Here is a 19,421-nt window from a genome sequence, read left to right as displayed (position 1 = left end):
ATTATTCGTCTCTTAAAGCAATTATTGGTTTAATCTTTGCAGCGCGATAAGCAGGTATAAATCCAGCCATAGCACCTGCCAGAACTAAAATGAATACGGTAACTATTGCTGTCTGAAAATCTACTTGAGGAAACTTAATAAATGGACTATCTACTTGTGGTCCCACGAGCTCTAATAATGCTAAACCTAAAATCAGCCCAAATAAACCAGAAAACATGGTTACAAACACTGCCTCTTGTAAAATCATAGCAATTATTGAATAAGGCTCTGCGCCTAATGCTTTACGAATGCCTATTTCTTTAGTTCTTTCCTTGACTATAATGATCATTATATTACCAACACCTACAACACCTGCAATTATGGTCCCTATACCAATAAACCAAAAGACGGCTTTAATGGTATCGATAAGCGAATAGATTTTTTTGGCTTCTTCTAAAGTATTGTCAACACGTATTGCTGCTGTATCATCTGGCGCAACTATATGTTTTTGCTTTAAATCATTCTCAATTGCCAATGTAAGGTTCTTAGACAGTTCAACGGCTTCATCAAAACTCTCGGACATCTTTACCGTAAAAGCCATATTTCTAATATTGTCACCGCCATTAAATGCATTTTGCACAGTAGTGAGTGGCATAAAAACATTGCTTTCTTCACGTTCTCCTCCAGGATCTGTATAAACTCCTACAACCTTTAAGTTAATGCCCCAAATGGCAATATCCTTTCCAATTGGATCTTCGCCCTTAAACAAATCTGTACTTACTTTGTTTCCAATTACGGCAACTTTCTTACTCTCATTAATATCAGACTGATTGATAAAGCGACCGTTAATCATCGAGGCGTTTTCAATAAACTGTTCATCTGGCATGGCACCTCTCACACGATAATTTCCTGATTCGTTTTTATGAGTTACCTGACCACCCCAAATACTGTAGCTGGCAGAACGATATTCTAAGTTATCATCATAAGTTGCAGATATGGTAGCAAAATCCTCATCTTTGAGTTGAATATATCTTCCAGGATTAAGCCCTTTATATCCTTTGGTAGTTCTTCTTGTTCTAACACTAATTTCGTTTGTAGCGTCTTGCTGAAACTCAGAAGTAACACCATTTTCGATGCCCGAACTAAACCCGAGTAAAATGACTAAAATAAAAATACCTGAAGCCACCGATAAACCTGTTAGAAAAGTTCTCAGCTTATTTTTTCTTAATGTTTCAAATATTTCTTGCCAACGCTCAATATTAAACATGTTGCACTGCTCTAACTTGTTCTACTTTACTATCGTTAATTATAACACCATCCTTAAGGTTTACAATTCGTTTTGTCATATGTGCAATATCATCCTCGTGGGTAACAATAAGAATGGTTTTTCCTTCATCATTAATCCCTTGGATTAGTTCCATGACCTCGTAAGATGTGGTAGTATCTAAAGCTCCTGTTGGCTCATCTGCTAAAAGTACTTTGGGCTCACTCGCAAGTGCTCGAGCAATAGCGACCCTTTGCTTTTGACCACCAGAGAGTTCGCTTGGTAAATGATGAGACCAATCCGCTAGCCCAACTTTTTCTAAGTAATACTCTGCTTTTTGGATTCGTTCTTTTCTAGAAATACCTTGATAATATAACGGTAAGGCAACATTGTCTGTCGCAGATTTATAATTGATAAGATTAAAAGATTGAAAAATGAATCCTAGAAATTCATTTCTATATCTAGCAGCAGTTTTTTCGTTAAGATTCTCAATAGGAACACCGTCTAAGATATATTTTCCTTGATCTGCTTCATCTAACATACCCAATATATTGAGCAATGTGGATTTCCCAGAACCAGAAGAACCCATTATAGATACCAACTCACCTTCCTGCACGTTAAAATTAATTCCTTTAAGTACATGGAGCGAATTACTTCCCATGTGGTAAGACTTGTGTAAATCCTTAATTTGTATCATACTAGTGCCTTAAATCTTGTGCAATGTTATAAAAATCAGCAAGGACATTGTGCCAACAAACTGTTAAGACTTCGCTTTGCCAGATATAAGATTAAGACTCGTAAAATGAATATTTGTTACAGTAATTCTGAAGTATTTTTTGAATTACTCGATCTAAAAAATTTCCAATAAATTATATAGCCAATAATTGCTACTAAAATGTAGGGTATGGACATTAGAAATACAATACCATCATTAATCCCTTCTACAGCGGCCTGATCATCACCACTTTCTAATACAGCCCTACACATCGCACACTGTGCAAAGGATTGGCAAGTCCCTAAAATTAGAAAAACAGATATGGATAATATTCTCTTCATTAATTATGCGTAATAAGGCGAAATCATAATATAGACGATAACTCCAGTGACAGCGACATATAACCACATAGGAAATGTGATCTTGGCAATTTTCTTGTGACGCTCAATATTATTGGTTATTGCTCTTACATAGGTAATAAGTACAAAAGGTATAATCACAATAGACAGTAGTATATGCGTAATTAAAATAAAAAAGTATACATATTTAATAAAGCCTTCACCACCAAATTTTGTGGAATCACTTGTCATATGATAAGCCACATACATCACTAGAAACACTACGGAGCACCAAATAGCAGTGGTCATTAAATTTTGGTGCAAGACTATGTTCTTTTTCTTTATAGCTATAAATGCCATTATTAATAATACAGCTGTTAAACCATTAATAGTTGCATAAATTGGTGGTAGAAATGTTAATGGCTCTACATCAAATCCAAGTTCGCGCAGGTTTATCCCAAATAATGCAGCAACTGCCAATGGTATTACAATTGATAATACAACAATCCACTTGTTGTACTTTTTCTCTTTTTCTAAGTCAACCTGGTTCATACTCATTCTTTCAATAGTTTAGTTATATCTTCTTTTAAAATAGTTATTTCTTGAGGTATACCCTCATCATCAACACCTTGGGCTTCAGGAATTAGACCATTATAAAAAATTAAAGGATTTCCGAAACTATCTCTTCTTGATCTAATAAACCCTTCTTTATCAATTAAGGCAAAGTTACCTGAATGCTCAAATCCGCCTTCTACAGTATCATCCTTCGCCGTATATAAATTAAAGCCTTCATTTGCCAATTTATAAATGGCATCCTCATCACCAGTCATAAGATGCCAATTTGTATTAGTAATACCATATCGCTCTGCATAGGCCTTTAAAACCTCCGGTTTGTCGATATCTGGTGTAATTGAAAAAGATGCTACTCCAAAATTTTCGAAGCCATCAAATTCATTTTGTACTTCTACAAGATTTCTATTCATAATTGGACATATGGTTGGGCAAGTTGTGAAGAAAAATTCTACTACATATACCTTACCTAAATAATCCTTATTTGAAATTAATTCACCATTTTGATTAGTAAAACTAAATTCTGGTACGCGTTTTGGTTCTCCATTTATTTCTAAATAAGCCAAATCACTCTTATTTGGTTTAATTGGCGAATTTGAAACCTCTTTACTTCGGCTTTCTTCTCTAGTTATATCGTCATTAGAAATACGATCAATAATCCTTGGTATGAAGATGATACCAAAAACTAATATAATAAAGGCAATCCCTACGTAAGAATAATTTGTTTTTTTACTCATCAATCTGTTTTAAGTCGTTGGCACGTCTAGAATCTGAATTTTGAAACTTCCCTTTTCGCTTCTGGCGGTACTCGGTAAAAAGTATACGCATATCATCACTCATCTTATTTTTTATATCAGAGACTTCAATCGTATTATAGGTTAATAATTGCGTAATTGGTTTCTTTGCCTCGATATCCTTTTCATCTCTATCGTCTAGACGTCCTCTTTGATTTAAATCCTTATCGATAATAAATACCTCTTCAGAGGATAAGTTCTCATCTAAATCCTGATCATATTTAAGGCTGGCATATAGTTCTTTTGTCTTGCCTTCTGGTAAAAACACATAATGCCAAAATTTAAGCTCTTCAAATTTTGCGATCTCCTTATTGAATGTGTCATATTCATCTTCAGAACCTGGTTGTCCTACAACTACAATTTGAAATTTTTTAAAGCCTTTAAATTTGTCATAAACAAGCTCTTTTAGATTTGAACCTGCAATTGCTTTCTCAATTGGGCGTTTCCCAAAAAATGCCAGTACGGTAATATGATCTTTTAATTTCACCTCTGATGAGGCAGAAAAATCCTTAACTTGATTATGAACAATTTCTAAAGGCTCATAATTATGAGTAGAAGGGTATAATATTAGTAGAAACGCAACAGGTAAAAAGAACAAAACTGTTAAAACTAAGTAGCGTTTTATCTTCTCTTTTTTCATATTGCAAAAATAAAAAAGGTGGTTTAATTAAACCACCTTTTTAATATCATTTAACGTACAAATTGCACTAAAAATCTCGCTTTATTAAGGCATCATCTGTATTGTAAACTTCAAATACATATCCTCCTTCTTGTAATAAGATAAATATTAAATAACAGATAAGGAAAACTCCTGTCCATACCACCATTTTTCTCAGGCTTCCTTTTTCATCTCTCATGTGCATGAAATCCCATGTAATATAATAGGCCTTTACTATAGTTAGTAAAATGAATATTAAATTTAAAGGTTTCATGTAGATAAATGGAGATAAAATAATATTACCTAAAGTGGCAAAAAATCCACCTTCAAAAGGACTGATCCAAGTACTCATTAAGGCTTCAGGCTTGTATATACCCAAGACAACCTCAATCAATGTAACAAAGGTTAGAAAAGCTAATACACCCCAAATCTTTTGTGTGTTGGATTTAAATTTCCAAAGCCCTCTAAATATCTCTAATTTATGTTCGTGCGCCATAACGTTTTATAAATCTTGTTTTAAACTAAATAGAAGAATGTAAATACGAATACCCATACTAAATCGACAAAGTGCCAATAAAGTCCAACCTTCTCAACCATTTCATAACTACCTCTTCTTTCATACGTCCCCAATATAACGTTGAAGAAAATAATAATGTTAATTACTACACCAGAAAATACGTGGAATCCGTGGAAACCTGTAATAAAGAAAAAGAAGTCTGCAAACAACGATGTCCCATATTCATTAACTCTTAAATTAGCTCCTTTTACCACTAATTTACCATTCTCTTTTATTTGCTTTAAAGACTCTGCTCTAGATAAAACTGTCTTTTCACCTTCTTCGTTTATAATTTGGTTTCTAACCAATATATTTTCATTCGCGGCTAAACCATTATAAATTTCGTCCACCGAATATGGCGGAAGAGATTCTTCAGTTACGAACCATAGACCATTCTTACGCTCGTGCTCTGCTCTTTCTGTTTCTTGAGTAATCGCAAATTCATCGATTGAAATTCGCTTAAATTTTTCTTTCCCATCAACAGTTACGTACTCACCAAATTGTAAAATGTTACCACCTTTAGTCTGTACAGCACCATAATCTCCTTGAATAAATGTTGCCCATTCCCAAGCCTGAGATCCAACGAAGATAGCACCACCTATTATCGTTAAGAACATGTATAGGGTTACCTTAGCCTTGTTCATATGATGACCTGCATCTACAGCCAATACCATAGTCACAGAAGACATAATAAGAATGAAAGTCATAAATGCAACATAAATCATAGGTAGCTCTTGACCATGTAAAAATGGAACGTGAGTAAACACCTCATCTGCAATTGGCCATTCTTCTATAAACTTGAATCTTGAAAAGCCATAAGCTGCTAAGAAGCCAGAAAATGTAAGGGCATCAGAAACAATGAAAAACCACATCATCAGCTTTCCATAACTAGCGCCTAAAGGTCGGTTTCCACCTCCCCAAGTTTTCCCTTCTGTACCAGTACTTGCTACTGTAGAATCCATAGAAATTATTTAAATTTTAAGATTGGACAAAAATAATCAAATTATGTATCTAAAAAAATATAAAAACAAAAAGAGAACCACCCATAGTATATCTATGAAATGCCAGAAATTTGATGCAAGTTCAAAGCCCAACATATTCGTGGAATTATATCTCTGTTTAAAATGTTTATAAATAACAACAATTAATGCAATGAGCCCGCCTACCACATGTAAAATATGGACTACTGCGATTATGTAAATAAATGAAATTGTAACATTACTTGTTGGGCCTGTAAAATTATAGCCAGACTCTATAATCTGCCCAAAACCGGCAAATTGATTGTAGATAAAGGCTACACCCAATGCAAAAGTGAGTAACAATCCAAAAGTTACTTGACTCATATTGTTCTTTTTAAGTGCACGCTTTGCAAAAATCAAAGTTGCACTACTAATTACAATTAACACCACACTAACAATGAAGGCGTTTGGTAATTGAAAATCTAGTAACCAATCCTCGCGTTTACGGCTTACAATAAAAGCACTTATTAAACCAGCAAATGTCATGATTAGAGACCCTATCCCAAACCATAACATCATTTTCTTTGATCTGTTCTGTTTTTCTTCTTGTGTTCCTTCAGTTAAATCCATTTAAATCAAAAATTTATCAGCCACATATATCATTTGTAACATCGTAATGTAAAATACACTAGAAAGCATCAGTTGTTTAGCTACCTTATTAGTTCGTTCTTTAAACAATCTAAAGGCGTATCCAACCATAATTAACCCCAATGCAAAAACAAGTATAGCTCCTACTATTGAGAGTTTTAAATCTCCTGTATAACCAAACACCGGAATTATAGAGACGAGTGTTGTCCAAATACTATAAAGAATTATTTGTACTGCGGTTCCTTTATCTGGTTTTCCTGTTGGCAACATTAAAAAACCACCTTTTTTATAATCCTCATGCAAAAACCAACCAATGGCCCAAAAGTGTGGGAATTGCCAAAAAAATTGAATCGCAAAAAGTGTCCCAGGCTCAATACCAAATGCATTTCTAGCGGCAACCCACCCGAGCATAAATGGAATCGCACCAGGAAAAGCTCCTACAAAAACTGCCAATGGTGTTTTTGTTTTTAAGGGTGTATAGACACATGTATATAAAAAAATTGAAATTGCGCCCCACATTGCAGTTTTTGGATTTATTATGTAAAGACTAATTAATCCAAGAATGGTAAATGACGTTGCAATAACAAAAGCTGTATTCACAGACATACGTCCTGCTGGAATAGGTCTATCTTTTGTTCTATCCATTAAGGCATCCAAATCTCTTTCGATAATCTGATTATAGGCATTTGAAGCACCTACCATAAAATAACCTCCAACAGCTAAAAGCAATAATGTCAAACCGTTAATTATGTCCGCTCCCAATAAGTAACCTGCCAAAGATGAAAAAACCACACTAACGGATAAACCCATCTTTGTGATTTCCTTAAAATCAGTAAATGCAGAAACAGTTGATACCGAAGATTTTGCGCTACTCACAACAATTTTTTAGTATAATTCTTTAGCGAGTGCAAAGATAACCTGAAATTTAATTATGACCAACCTAAAGTATAGTTTTAATAATACTTAACAGGGCATTCTTAAAAGTCATTATACCAATTAAAGAGGTCGGTTCTTAACCCTATACTAAACCACAATGTGTTTGAGTTCATTGTTGAAGCAGTTATAGCTTCAGGATTAAAATCCCTGTAGATAATGTTGGTGAATAATCTTAGATTGGTTTCAGGGTTTATTACATAACCTGCCTGAAGCTCTGTCATAAAACTATTTGTTTTGTTCCCCTGACCAATTTTAATTCCTGTATCAGATATTCTATTATCCTCATCAGCATAAATATCACCACCGTAATTAAAGCTGTCTTCAGTTGTATTAAAATCAAAACCTCGTTGACCCATTATAACTTTAGCATCTGCAAACCAACGTTTGTAATTGTAACGCCCAATTAATACCAGTTCTCTAAAATTTGAGCCCCAAAGATGGGCCATTGGTTGATTAAAATGTGCATAGTTTAGTATAATAGAGTTATGCGAATACGTATAAGGGCGTACCTGATTGTACTCTGCTTGAAGCAATAAATTATCAACTTTAAAGGCATTGAAATATTTCGCCCCTAATTGAAACCCAAACTTGTTCTTCCAACTATTCTCACCAGCTTTTACATCACTCAATGAAAATTCATCAATAATGAACTGACCATAAATATTTACCTTATTATTCCATTTGTATTTTCCACTTAGTCCTAAAATTGCGTTACCTGCATCCTGACCAGTCTGAAATTCAATTGCTCTAAAGAAAACAATAGGATTTAGATAATTAACATCAAAACCTCTATTATTTGTGTCTGCCCACATTACCGATTCAAATAAACCAATGTTTAATCTTTTAGACACATTCCAACTTAAATAATGATTTGCCATATACTTGGTAAAGAAGGCACCATCTACTGTAACCTCTGGCCTCACATCCTTCAGCCACATCCATGTACTCGTATACTTTATCTTCCAGAAATTGGCATTTAGTTTTAAAAATGGATATGGGCTACTTACGTCACTCTGAAAAAGTGATCTGTAACCATCTCCAATAAAGTTTTTACCATGACCAAACTGAATATTTAAAAAATCTGCTGGTGTATAAGATAAGTAAGCCTCTGCAACTGGATAATCATAAGAGTCTGATTTGAATCGTTTTGCGATTCCACGTCCAGGAATTATTGCAGGATCCGGGCCAAAAGCTTTTAAAGTCTCTGCATATCTATTAAAATAGTCTGCAAATCTGCCCTGGCTTTCATATACCGAGGTGGTTAAATTAAATCGTTTACCAAGACCAGCCTGAATAAAAATTCCTCTTGTATTATTCCAAGTTGAGCTAAAATCTGCCTCAGTATCCTTTCCGACCTGCAGGTCTAATATTGGATCAATTGTAAACCAATAGTCTTTTCCCTGCACGGCCACAAGGTGTTCATTGTATAACTTTCGTCCTAACCAAGAATCTGTTTCCTTAACAAGACGCTCTTTGTCGGCCTTAATATCATAATATTTGGCAACATCCGTATAAAGGAATGGTTTCGCAGCTGTATGGCTATTCGTACCAATAGCATTCATTTCATCATCAAATCGTGCATAAAACGAATGTGTGAATGGCACATTTAATTGACTCGTATACTCCAGCTTTTCGTAGGGTTTAACCTGAGCGTTTATTTTATCAAACTCTTGGGAAAGTGTAGCATTTAAACTGTCTTTTTTAATTGCAGGTTCTTCTGTTGCATCATTAGCTTCTTCACTCGGTTTTTCTAGAGGTATTGGAATGTCTATACTATACTGAACAAATGTTGCATTGCCATTATATGTGGCAGGCTTTATTTTTGGTAAAAGACTAAAAACACGGTTACTCTCCGACTTTAATTCATCATAAAAAGCATCAGCATAAATTACCTTAAATTCACCCTCTTTGTTCACTTCAAATAATACCTTGATATCACCTTGATAATTCTCTTGGTCTACAATATTAGGAACTTCGAAATTTTCAAAAATAAATGCGTTTAAAGTAAATTTAAAACATGATTTAAGCTGTTCTACAGGAAGAGAATCACATTCTTTAAACACAGGAGGTTTTTCGTATATAGATAGATTTTGAGCACCACAAAACACAGAAACTAATAATGTAACAATGAGCAAAAATCGCTTCATAAAGAGAGTTTAGTTTGTTGTACGAAAGATACTTATTTTTTAATATCGGAAAAACAAAAAACCGTTATTGAATCAATAACGGTCCTATTTTATATTTTATTTCTATCTAATCTTGCGCATTATACATAATTGGTAATGTATAACGTACTCCAACAGGTTTATTCTGCTGTATACCAGGTTTCATCTTAGGAATTTTATTAATAACTCTTTTTGCTTCTTTCTCAAGAACGCTATGTGGTCCTCTCACTTTTATATCTGTAATATTTCCTTCCTTATCAATAGTAAACTGAGTGTAAATTCGTTGCTTTCCAGAAATACCATATTGAGAACCTACATCTAAGTTAAATTTTCTTCCTATTAGTTTCGCAATCTTTTTATTCATACACGACTTTCTACCATCGTTTGTGTCATACTTTTCGCACCCTGGGTAGACAGGAACTTTTTCAATATTCACCCAAGCCACAACCAATTCACCTTTTTCAACCTCATTATCTATCTCAGGTATTGCATCTACAGCAAGTGGCGTAGTCTCAGGTTCAACTGTATCAGGCGTGTCTACTATATTTTCAATTATAGGTTGATCATCCTTAACAACTTTATAAACGTCTTTTAAAGTCTTGCTAGGTATTGGTTTTTGTTCTTTAGGCTTAACAACTTCAACTTGAAATGGCTCTACATAATCTATGGACACAATATTATCGGTAGGTTTTTCCTGAAATGGTGTAATCACTTTACTTTGAAATTGCATTTCAAACAAGGCATAGGTCCCGATAAGACACAGTATAAGACCTATCTGAAAATAGAGGGTAGAGTTTTTTTGTAAATTTGCATCATGCTTTTGCGACTTCTTTGTTTCAACAATGCTCTGACCAGCATTACTGAAACCTCTTTTAGAGTTTTTCATAATATGTTTATTTAAAATGTTAATATTTTGAAAAAGTCACAAGAAGCATACCAAAAAAGAAAATCCCGTCCAATTAATTTTGAACGGGATTTTTATTTTCGGTTTATGTAATTCTTAATCTTGTACCTGGAATACAATTGGCAATGAATAAGGTACAATTACAGATTTTCCTCTCTGCTTACCTGGTTTCATTTTAGGCAATAAACTGATTACGCGCTTCGCCTCTCTTTCTAACCCTGGGTGTGGACCACGAGCACCTACACCAACAATGTTTCCAGATTTATCAATTTTAAACGAAACGAAAATACGTTTTCTACCTGGTGGTAATCCTAAATCACTAGCGAGCTCCGTATTAAACTTCTTATTTACAAATTTTGCAACCTTCTCTGACATACACTTTTTCTTAGCTGCGTTTCCTTTTTTCTTTTCACAACCTGGAAATACTGGTACATTTTCAATAACAGAGAACGGAACCTCGATATCCTCTTCTACTTCTTCTACTTCCACTTCTTCTACCTCAACAATTTCGGTATCCATTTCTGTTTCAGTAGATTCAATTACTGTTTCTTCCACTTCTTCTTCATCCTCTACAACCTCAATTACTTCTGGAGCAGCTGGAGGTGGTGGAGGTGGAGGTGGAGGTGTAATTATTTGTTCTGTAATTGGCACTTCTTCTTCTAATTCATCATCTAAATTCAATGAATCTAGTGCTATGTCACTCTTGTCATAAGTTTTGTAGTTTATTGACATGTAAGTGATTGCCAACATTAAGGCCAGACCAACAGCAAAATAGATCGAACTATTTCTACTTACGTCTGATTTAGGATTCTTTTTAGGTTCCATAATACTGGGTTTAGTAATACCTCGCTAATTTAATTAATTAAATGTAATATAAGCAAGGCTTTCGTTTATTTTAACTTTAACAGTGTGAATCTAGATGCAATAATTGTACCAATAATAACGCCTACTGTATTTGCCAACATATCTAAAAAATCAAAAGTCCGGTTAGGATTCACTAAATATTGCAGGACTTCTAATGAGGCACCTAGAGCAACAGCCAAAATAGCAACTGTATAGATATGATTAGAATTACGATTGTTCTTAACGTAGGTTATCCATAAAATGGATAAAATGAAATAGGCGATAACATGATAGATTTTATCATCCATATCAGATCCTAAGTCTGGTATGTTATTAATATTAATGAGACTAAGAACAATCAGTATGATTGTATAAAAAACTGCACTGAGTAAAAGCAGCTTTTTAACCACTTATAAGTGCTTTGTAATCATCGGCAGATAACAGACTATCAATTTGTGATTCATCACTTATCTTAAGCTTTATCATCCATCCGTCTCCATAAGGATCTGAGTTTACCTTTTCGGGTTCATCTTCTAACCCTTCGTTAAACTCAATAATTTCACCAGAAAGTGGTAAGAATAAATCTGAAACTGTTTTAACAGCCTCAACCGTTCCAAAAACCTCTTCGGCATCTAGCGTTTCATCCAATGTATCAACTTCGACATAAACAATATCGCCTAGCTCTCCTTGAGCAAAATCAGTAATTCCAACAGTGGCCACATCTCCGTCTATTTTAACCCATTCGTGGTCTTTTGTATACTTTAATTCTGATGGTATATTCATCTTTGATTGTTATAAATTATTAGTGAAACAAAAATAATTTTTTAATTGCTTCAATTCAAAATTAATTACCGAAATTATACCTTAAAGTAATTCCTGAACGTAAAGATGTTTGTGGAAAAGAAGTTGAAATAGCAAAGTCTGAGAAAGTATAATCAAAATAAAAGATCCCTGTTAAGTTTTTACTGAATGCATAATCTGCCGTGAACTTTGCACCCCAAATAGTTTGCCCTGCAGTAACTTGATTATTCTCTAAATCTAAATATCTAATTATGGTTTTGTTATCTCTAACAGAGACATCAGCTCGCATGTTTAAGTCACTTTTAATTATTTGCTTAGCACCCGCTAACTTGGATCTGATTCTTAAGTCCTTGATACGATAACCTAAACCAAGTGTATATTCTTCACCTTGAATCTCGGTCAATAAATTATTATCAAAACTTAAAGACAACAGTCGGTCTGTTTTAACTTCTGCAAGGACTTTTATTGAATTTTTCATTTCAAACTCAAGCCTAATCAGAGGACTAAATTGTTCTTCTAAATTGATATTACTGTAAAGCGTCTCATTTTTAAAATTACCTGATTGATCCAATACAGAATCTGGCTGATCAGCATAAGGCTGCCCAAAATTAAACTCTGAAGGATCTAGATCTAAATTGGTTCTGAATTGATTAATTGTATATCTAGAACGATAACCATGCTGAATAGAGAATCTTCTGAAGGTCTTTTTAAACCAAGGAATTTTCATTAATCCAGTATACTTTAACGTCCAGTTTGGAATTGGTACATCTCTAAATGCATCAGTTGATATAGATTCAGCGTCTGTACCTTGATAAGCGGCTAGGAATGCAGGCAATAATACACGCTGACTGTTTTTCCCAAATCCTAATGGGAATCCTTCTGCATCAGTGGCGAATGTGTTGGTACCGTAAAACTCTCTTGCCAATCGATTTGCAATCACTAAACGGTTGGCTCTAAAAGCATCAAATGTTGTCGATTGAATTTCATCACTTTTACTAAAAGCTGTTCTTATCAATGCCGTTGAAATATTAAAATTACCAAATGCATTTGTAATTAGATCTTCATATTGGTCACTTAATCCATCATTATCAATATCTATGGCTCTAAACGTCTCAGTAATATTTTCAGCAAAAGTTCTATTCCCAATTAAATCTATTTTAAGATCGCGCATTGGCTCAAGATTCATAGAGTAATCTAAAGTTTTGTTTGTTACCTCTGTATATTGCTGATTAAACTCTGGGAAGATCGTTAACCAACCATTCTCTGCAACAATACCTCTAATATCGCGTTGGCTTCCAAAAGTATAATCCCATGCTGGCCTTAAAGTTCCTATAAATCCTGGTGTTGGCAAATAACCTGGCAAGAACGTACCATTATTCTCAGAATAACCAAACTGTACTCTTTTCACCATTGTTATAATATCTATAAGCGTATTGTAGGCCTTTTGTCCTGCACTTCCTTTTTTAGATGAATTTGAATTTCTGTTATCTAAAGATGCATTAGGTGTAGGTGCGCTTCGCCTTTTTACAGATGAATTTCTGTTTCGACCACCCTGATTACCCTTACGTACTAGACCGATAGATCTGTAGAAGGTTTCCATATTGAGGGTCGTATTGAGATTATGCGTATTTGAATTTTGAATTGAATGTCCTAAGTTATATGTCTGTCCATCTAAAACGAGGCCTTCATTTAAATCTGAACCTTTCTGCCATTGAAAAGCACCACTATACGCGTAAGTTGCCCTGAGGAAACTCAATATTGGTATTTTATAAATAGGTAATTCGTAATTAACCTGAAGTTGTTGTGTTTGAAGATTAGGATCTCCAAAATCAAAGAATCCATCCCAAACATTTAAATCTGGATCTTGCCTTCCATTAATTCTGTCGTCAATGAAGTAGTTTCTAACAATATTGGTATTGGCTGCAGTAAAATTAAGACTTAAGGCATCCGTGAGATTGTAATTAATTGCATACTGAAAATCAAACGTATAATTACGTCTAAATAACTCTTCTATTGCAATGTTATCACCACCTAGTTCAACTTCTCTAAATTTCTGTTTACTAAACTGCCTATTAATATCGGTATTAACAGAAATACTACTTGGCAATAAATTGAAATTAAAGTCTTTTAAAATCTTCCAATACTTACCTTTAAAAAGCGAGTCATTCTTTTTAAATGGTTCTACTCTTGCTGGTTCAAAAGCAAAGTTATAGTTAACGCCAGCACGTATATTTTGATCTAAGGAGTTTTCTATTTCAAAATCTCTGTGTTCAACTTTGTTATAAGAATAATTAAAGGTGAGATTTTCAACATCATAGAAATGGCGCTTGGCATCACCCATTTTCTGTTTTCGAACACCAATAAAGTTGATGCTTTTCCGCTTGGTATAATTTTCATTAACCTTAAGAATGGAATCCCTATCACTTGTATTATTTAATTGGGTCTCTAGTTCTATATCTCGATAATATTCATCAAATTGAGGTGTAATGATTTCCTCACTTTGTGCATAATTAAAAGGTATTTGAATTCCCCATTCTTTTGGCAATAATTGCCCTAACTGCACATTAGTAACAACATCATATTGTTTTACATCTTCACGACTTCTTTCGTTTGGATTTTGCTCAATACCACCAAATCCGATTGTGCTTCTTCTACCCGTAGCACTAATATCCATAAAGTCGGCAATGTTTGAGTCCATACTTACAACTGCTGCCCATCCTCCTTCATTTTCTAAATCTGACATTCTAAGTTCGTTAAACCAAACTTCACCACATGCATTCATACCAGTGTTACCAGAGTTTTTTAAACCAACCATTAAAACTCTTATATCTCCAAAATTTGGATTACCCTTTATTGCCACACGCTGTTGACCAGTAGGTAAGGGTGAAAATTCTGGAACTGGGTTCTCTGCAAGCACACCATCTATAACATCGTAAAATGTAGGATCTTCATTGGTAAGTGATTGATCAAAAATACCTCTTGACTTAATATCCTGAAGTATAGCCAGAGGCATATTAATTTCATTGACTTCGGGCCAAATTTGTTCCTCAGTTGTTAGACCATCATCTGCAAGTTCTGTTGGTAATAAAGGTACTTCTATTTGATAGAAATTATCTGTAAAATCATTACCCATTCTAATAAAGGCAATAAGCTCACCTTCCTGAAGTACAGATCCTTCTTGTGCTTCAGCATGTAAAAACATACGGAGTTTTTTATACTGACGCATGTCTACATTTATATTTTTGAAAACACCTCTAGAATCTGTTGGCTCTAAATCACAGGCTTGTAAAACCAATGATTGTTCATTTTGCCTAATAATGTTATTGTTATTATTAAGTTCCTCACGTCTAACTCCTGGAGGAATGACATAATCTCCATCATTTTCTTGTACACCAACTATAGCAACATTAAACTCTGCATCTGTACTGTTGTTTGTCGGATCATTATCTAAATCTAAAGTGTAACGACGCCAATCACTTCTTACAAGATCTAAAGTTGCGAAACGCAATACAGTATTCTCGGTAAATTCTCGAAGGTATAAACGCGCAAATCTTACAGATCTAATATCTCTAATCCCTCCAATGGCATTTGTTGGCTCATTAATAGGCAATCTAAACTGATACCAAGATACTGTGCGTTCTTGTCCATTTGGAAGAGTAACTGTTCTTACCTTAACGTCATTAATTTGCGGATTATTAATGTTTAATACAGATGGATTAATATCAACTTCATACTCAAAATAACTATCAATGGTATTCATTGTATTATCTCGGTTGATATCTTCTACATCTGGCTGCGTTGTAGATCCTCTGTTTGTATCTGTAAATACATCTGGTGTATTACCTTCTTGACCATTATAACTTTTATAGCGTTCAAAAATACCACCACTTGTATTTAAGTAATAGGTGTAATTATCCTTCGATGGGTCTTCACCAAACTGTGGCCCAAATTGAATAGTTTCTTCTGTATCATCATATCCATCATATCCAACGTCTTGGTTGGCACGCTCCTGGCCTGTTGTGGCGAACGTATAAATGAGTGATTGATTCTGTGGTACAACACCACCAAAAGTTGTTGGATTTAGCAATGAGACATCTCCATCTTCTGGCAACCCATTTTCATATTGCTTTTTACCATCTTTTAAGACATCTTCAGAAATATTACCAAGGTTAACATAAAGCTTCCCACCTTGACCAGCCGGATTATCTAAAAATGGATCTTGAACCCAAAATTCAATATACTCAACATTGGCCTGCTCAAAATCAGTAGAAGTAATTTGTCGTGTAATACCAGCCCAACTGTTATTTGGATTAAGTATATCATTGGTAGCCTGAGGGTCGAAATTGTATGGACCACGTTCAGAAGGATAATACGCTAAATCTAATGTATTAATAACCGATGTTTGCCCCTGAACTATATCTACTTCTGGGAATATTTCATCTATAAATACGCGTCTGGTATATAAGTCTGATACATCATCATCTGAAATATCAGTAGGTCTCTGGTTACTATAAAATATAGGGTCAATCGTGTACCAATTTAAAAAGGCTCTACCAAATCCATTCTCAATACCAGGATCATCATCACCCGGAATATTGGCTGGAAGCTCACGCGGTCTACTCGATAAGAACCAAGATAATGGACTCAATAAATCAATAGCACCTTGAGTACCCTCAAAGTCATCAATGTAAGCCGTGGCCTCTCCATTAAAATCAGTCCCTTTTGGTGCACCAGGCAATAAATAGGCAAATTCACCTCTAACAGAAATATTTGAAGGTACATCTGTATCTATATTTGGTAACTTATTTGCTAATCTGGTTAAGAAAGGTAATTCTGTTGAGAAGTTACCATTCATTCCAAAAATTGTATTGTTTATTGGTTCGGCATTAAAATTTGCCTTTTGTGTAATCGGACGTTCATTTAAGTTTAAAAGTGTAGCACCTAAAACAAAATTTTCATTAAACTGATGTTCTACATTTATACCTGTAAAACGTCTGGTCTGCTGACCAAATACTGCGTTGTTCTCAACATCAACATTTATAGGTGTATTAGAAGCCTTTAATGCTTCATCCAAAATTTCTACACGTCCCAATTGATAATTTACAGTGTAATCGATTCCTTCAACAAGTAATCGACCACCTGCAGTAACCCTAACAGATCCTCTAGGGACATTGAAGGCACCTATTGGAATACCTCCACCGGCACCACTACTTTTAAATCTACCTTTTATCTGAAACTTATTCTTCTCAGCGTCATCTAATGCTTGTGTTTTGGTAGATTTATAGAGTAAATCATAGACGTACTTTTCTTGATTTAGATTTGTATACACGTCTTGATCATAATCGGTATCATTGTTATTTGGGTTACCGTCATCATCCAAGACATCAAATAAGTAGCGACCAAAAGGTTCTGCTTTTGTAAATATAATCTTCCCATTTTGTGTCAAAACAGTGATCCCTGGCACATAATCGAAAAATCCATCACCACGTTCTTGCGGATCATTATTAAAATTTAATCGGTCAAGATGAAACAGACGTATTAAAGGTGTTTCATTTATTTCGGTATCATCTCCAGCAAAAGGTGTATTGTTATCAAATGGTGGGAAAGTTGTTCCTTCAACAGGACGTATATAGTTTACTGGTGATGCTTCTGTATAAAATATATTTAATCTAAAATCTTCCTGACTTAATTGAAAGGCTCCAGTATCATAAATATTCTTCATCATTAAATCCCAAATCGGAAGATCAACAACAGTTACAGCACTTTTCAACATTTTAAGTACTAGACTTTGGTTGTTAATGACATTGTTAGGACCACCAGTATCAACTGAAGTCGCATCGACGCCATCATTTGCAAATTCACCTACCTGATAAACTTCACCACCCACTGTATATTGAAATGCAACAGCAAGTACCTCATCATTTAATAATCTTTGGTTTAATGATATGTAACCTAATTCAGAATTTAATACATAATCCTGACCCTCTTGTAACTTACGAGCAGCTTCTAACTTTCCAAAATCGAACCCTTCATTCGCAGGAACGTTAATACCTGTTTCTACAATGGTAATATCTCTAACGTTATCATTAAGTATAGATCCAGGGTCACCAATATTGGTTGGGTCTAAGTCGTTATTTTCGTTTCGAGGAAACTCAGTTGGGTTATTAATGAATCCAGGGGGAATTGGGTTAAATCCAATATTATCAGCCTGAGATTCTCCTAAATCTTGAAAGGCTACTACATTTCTTACGTTATCTGTCTGGTTATTTCTGTTTGTTACCCAGACTTCTACTCTTGTGATCTGAAGACCTTGGTTATCAATAAAAGGATACTGTAATAAAGCCTCATCATAATTATCTCTAAAATAATGTGCTAAGAAAAAGTGTCGATTCTCATCATAGTCTCTCGCAAAGAATTCGAATTCTTCTAATGTACCACCTCCTTGCGCTACAACCGATCGTGATTGAGATTGTTGTTCAGAAAAAACAGCAGTTACTGTAGTTCTTCCAAATTGAAGTTCCGTTTTAACACCAAACAAACTCTGTGCTCCTGTGATTAGTGAGCTGTTTAATGGCATGTTTACATTACCAACTTCAATTTTCCTAATAATGTCATCTTCAGTTGGTGTATATTCTAACTTAACTAAGTTTTGAAAATCGAAAGTAGATTCTGTATCATAGTTTGCAGTCACCTGCAACCTTGTTCCTACTTTTCCTAAAAGACTAAGGCTAATTCTCTGATCAAAATCAAATGTGAAATTGGTTCTATTTCTAGGTGAGAAAGCAGGATTGTCTTGCCTAGAAAAAAGAACACCCAGATCGACTTCAACAGAACCTTGAGGAATAACGTTTATAGTGTTCCCTCCGAAAATAGTTTCAAAAAGACCTGAATCGACATAAAATTCTGGCAATAAGTTTTTTTGATCCTCTTCTGATCCATCTTTCTTACCATCGGCAGCATCAGCCATTTGTTTATAATAGGCCTTTAGCTTTTCTTGAAGAACTAATTTCTGAAACTCTTCTGGTGTTAAAATCAGCGGATAATTTGTATTAAAATCTCCTATTTTTTCAGTAAAAATATATCTGTCTAAAATAGGATCGTAGGTATATTTAGAAACAATACTACTTGGGTTTGGCATGTTTAATTTACCAAAAGCAAAAGTAGTTTTAGTAGAATCTTGTTCTTGTTCATTTTCTTGGGCACCAGAAAAACCGCTTAATAGTAGTACAACTACAAAGCATAACAAACGATAAGAACTTAAATATTGATTATAGTTAGTTTTATTCAATTG

Annotated in this window: 16 protein-coding genes; all 16 read right to left on the bottom strand. The window is 34.4% G+C overall.

The features are described 5' to 3' along the window. Position 1 precedes the first annotated feature (1 nt). The 16 genes from ACRHOC_RS04765 to sprA all read right to left on the bottom strand — a co-directional run bounded on the left by ACRHOC_RS04765 (position 2) and on the right by sprA (position 19,418). A complete protein-coding gene (locus ACRHOC_RS04765; protein ID WP_431157424.1) occupies positions 2 to 1,246 on the bottom strand; it encodes an ABC transporter permease in 1,245 nt (414 codons plus the stop codon). After that, positions 1,239 to 1,940: an ABC transporter ATP-binding protein gene (locus ACRHOC_RS04760; protein ID WP_431157423.1), complete on the bottom strand. Its 702-nt coding sequence runs from the start codon at positions 1,938 to 1,940 to the stop codon at positions 1,239 to 1,241. The genes ACRHOC_RS04765 and ACRHOC_RS04760 overlap by 8 nt, the downstream gene beginning before the upstream one ends. 116 nt (positions 1,941 to 2,056) lie before the next feature. After that, complete coding sequence (locus tag ACRHOC_RS04755) at positions 2,057 to 2,299, bottom strand: hypothetical protein (RefSeq protein ID WP_431157422.1); 243 nt, start codon at positions 2,297 to 2,299, stop codon at positions 2,057 to 2,059. 3 nt (positions 2,300 to 2,302) lie between these two features. Further along, a complete protein-coding gene (locus ACRHOC_RS04750; RefSeq protein WP_431157454.1) occupies positions 2,303 to 2,848 on the bottom strand; it encodes a DUF420 domain-containing protein in 546 nt (181 codons plus the stop codon). A gap of 2 nt (positions 2,849 to 2,850) precedes the next feature. After that, a complete protein-coding gene (locus ACRHOC_RS04745) occupies positions 2,851 to 3,603 on the bottom strand; it encodes an SCO family protein (RefSeq protein ID WP_431157421.1) in 753 nt (250 codons plus the stop codon). Then, positions 3,596 to 4,300: a hypothetical protein gene (locus ACRHOC_RS04740; protein WP_431157420.1), complete on the bottom strand. Its 705-nt coding sequence runs from the start codon at positions 4,298 to 4,300 to the stop codon at positions 3,596 to 3,598. The genes ACRHOC_RS04745 and ACRHOC_RS04740 overlap by 8 nt, the downstream gene beginning before the upstream one ends. Positions 4,301 to 4,367: 67 nt before the next feature. Further along, complete coding sequence (locus ACRHOC_RS04735; protein WP_431157419.1) at positions 4,368 to 4,814, bottom strand: cytochrome C oxidase subunit IV family protein; 447 nt, start codon at positions 4,812 to 4,814, stop codon at positions 4,368 to 4,370. 20 nt (positions 4,815 to 4,834) lie between these two features. Next, positions 4,835 to 5,836, bottom strand: a complete 1,002-nt coding sequence (locus tag ACRHOC_RS04730) for a cytochrome c oxidase subunit 3 (protein ID WP_431157418.1) — start codon at positions 5,834 to 5,836, stop codon at positions 4,835 to 4,837. Positions 5,837 to 5,872: 36 nt separating this feature from the next. Beyond that, positions 5,873 to 6,463, bottom strand: coding sequence for a cytochrome c oxidase subunit 3 (locus ACRHOC_RS04725; protein ID WP_431157417.1), 591 nt, complete (start codon positions 6,461 to 6,463; stop codon positions 5,873 to 5,875). After that, the gene (cyoE, locus tag ACRHOC_RS04720) at positions 6,464 to 7,357 is read right to left on the bottom strand and encodes a heme o synthase (RefSeq protein WP_431157416.1); all 894 of its coding nucleotides are present in this window, start codon (positions 7,355 to 7,357) and stop codon (positions 6,464 to 6,466) included. Between the two features lie 101 nt (positions 7,358 to 7,458). Continuing rightward, positions 7,459 to 9,564, bottom strand: a complete 2,106-nt coding sequence (locus ACRHOC_RS04715) for a gliding motility protein RemB (protein WP_431157415.1) — start codon at positions 9,562 to 9,564, stop codon at positions 7,459 to 7,461. Positions 9,565 to 9,670: 106 nt separating this feature from the next. After that, the gene (locus tag ACRHOC_RS04710) at positions 9,671 to 10,468 is read right to left on the bottom strand and encodes an energy transducer TonB (RefSeq protein WP_431157414.1); all 798 of its coding nucleotides are present in this window, start codon (positions 10,466 to 10,468) and stop codon (positions 9,671 to 9,673) included. Between the two features lie 114 nt (positions 10,469 to 10,582). Next, a complete protein-coding gene (locus ACRHOC_RS04705; RefSeq protein WP_431157413.1) occupies positions 10,583 to 11,311 on the bottom strand; it encodes an energy transducer TonB in 729 nt (242 codons plus the stop codon). A gap of 65 nt (positions 11,312 to 11,376) precedes the next feature. After that, positions 11,377 to 11,739, bottom strand: a complete 363-nt coding sequence (locus ACRHOC_RS04700) for a VanZ family protein (protein WP_431157412.1) — start codon at positions 11,737 to 11,739, stop codon at positions 11,377 to 11,379. Then, complete coding sequence (gcvH, locus tag ACRHOC_RS04695; protein WP_431157411.1) at positions 11,732 to 12,112, bottom strand: glycine cleavage system protein GcvH; 381 nt, start codon at positions 12,110 to 12,112, stop codon at positions 11,732 to 11,734. Before gcvH ends, ACRHOC_RS04700 begins: the two co-directional genes overlap by 8 nt. Positions 12,113 to 12,173: 61 nt before the next feature. Further along, positions 12,174 to 19,418 (bottom strand): cell surface protein SprA, encoded by a 7,245-nt coding sequence (gene sprA, locus ACRHOC_RS04690; protein ID WP_431157410.1) that lies wholly within the window; start codon positions 19,416 to 19,418, stop codon positions 12,174 to 12,176. Positions 19,419 to 19,421 lie beyond the last annotated feature (3 nt).

It is taken from the genome of Winogradskyella poriferorum (genome assembly GCF_050618035.1).
In the GTDB taxonomy this organism is placed as follows: Bacteria; Bacteroidota; Bacteroidia; order Flavobacteriales; family Flavobacteriaceae; genus Winogradskyella; species Winogradskyella poriferorum_A.
The sequence above is the reverse complement of the archived record's forward strand: the minus strand, read 5'-3'. Positions and strand labels throughout refer to the sequence as shown.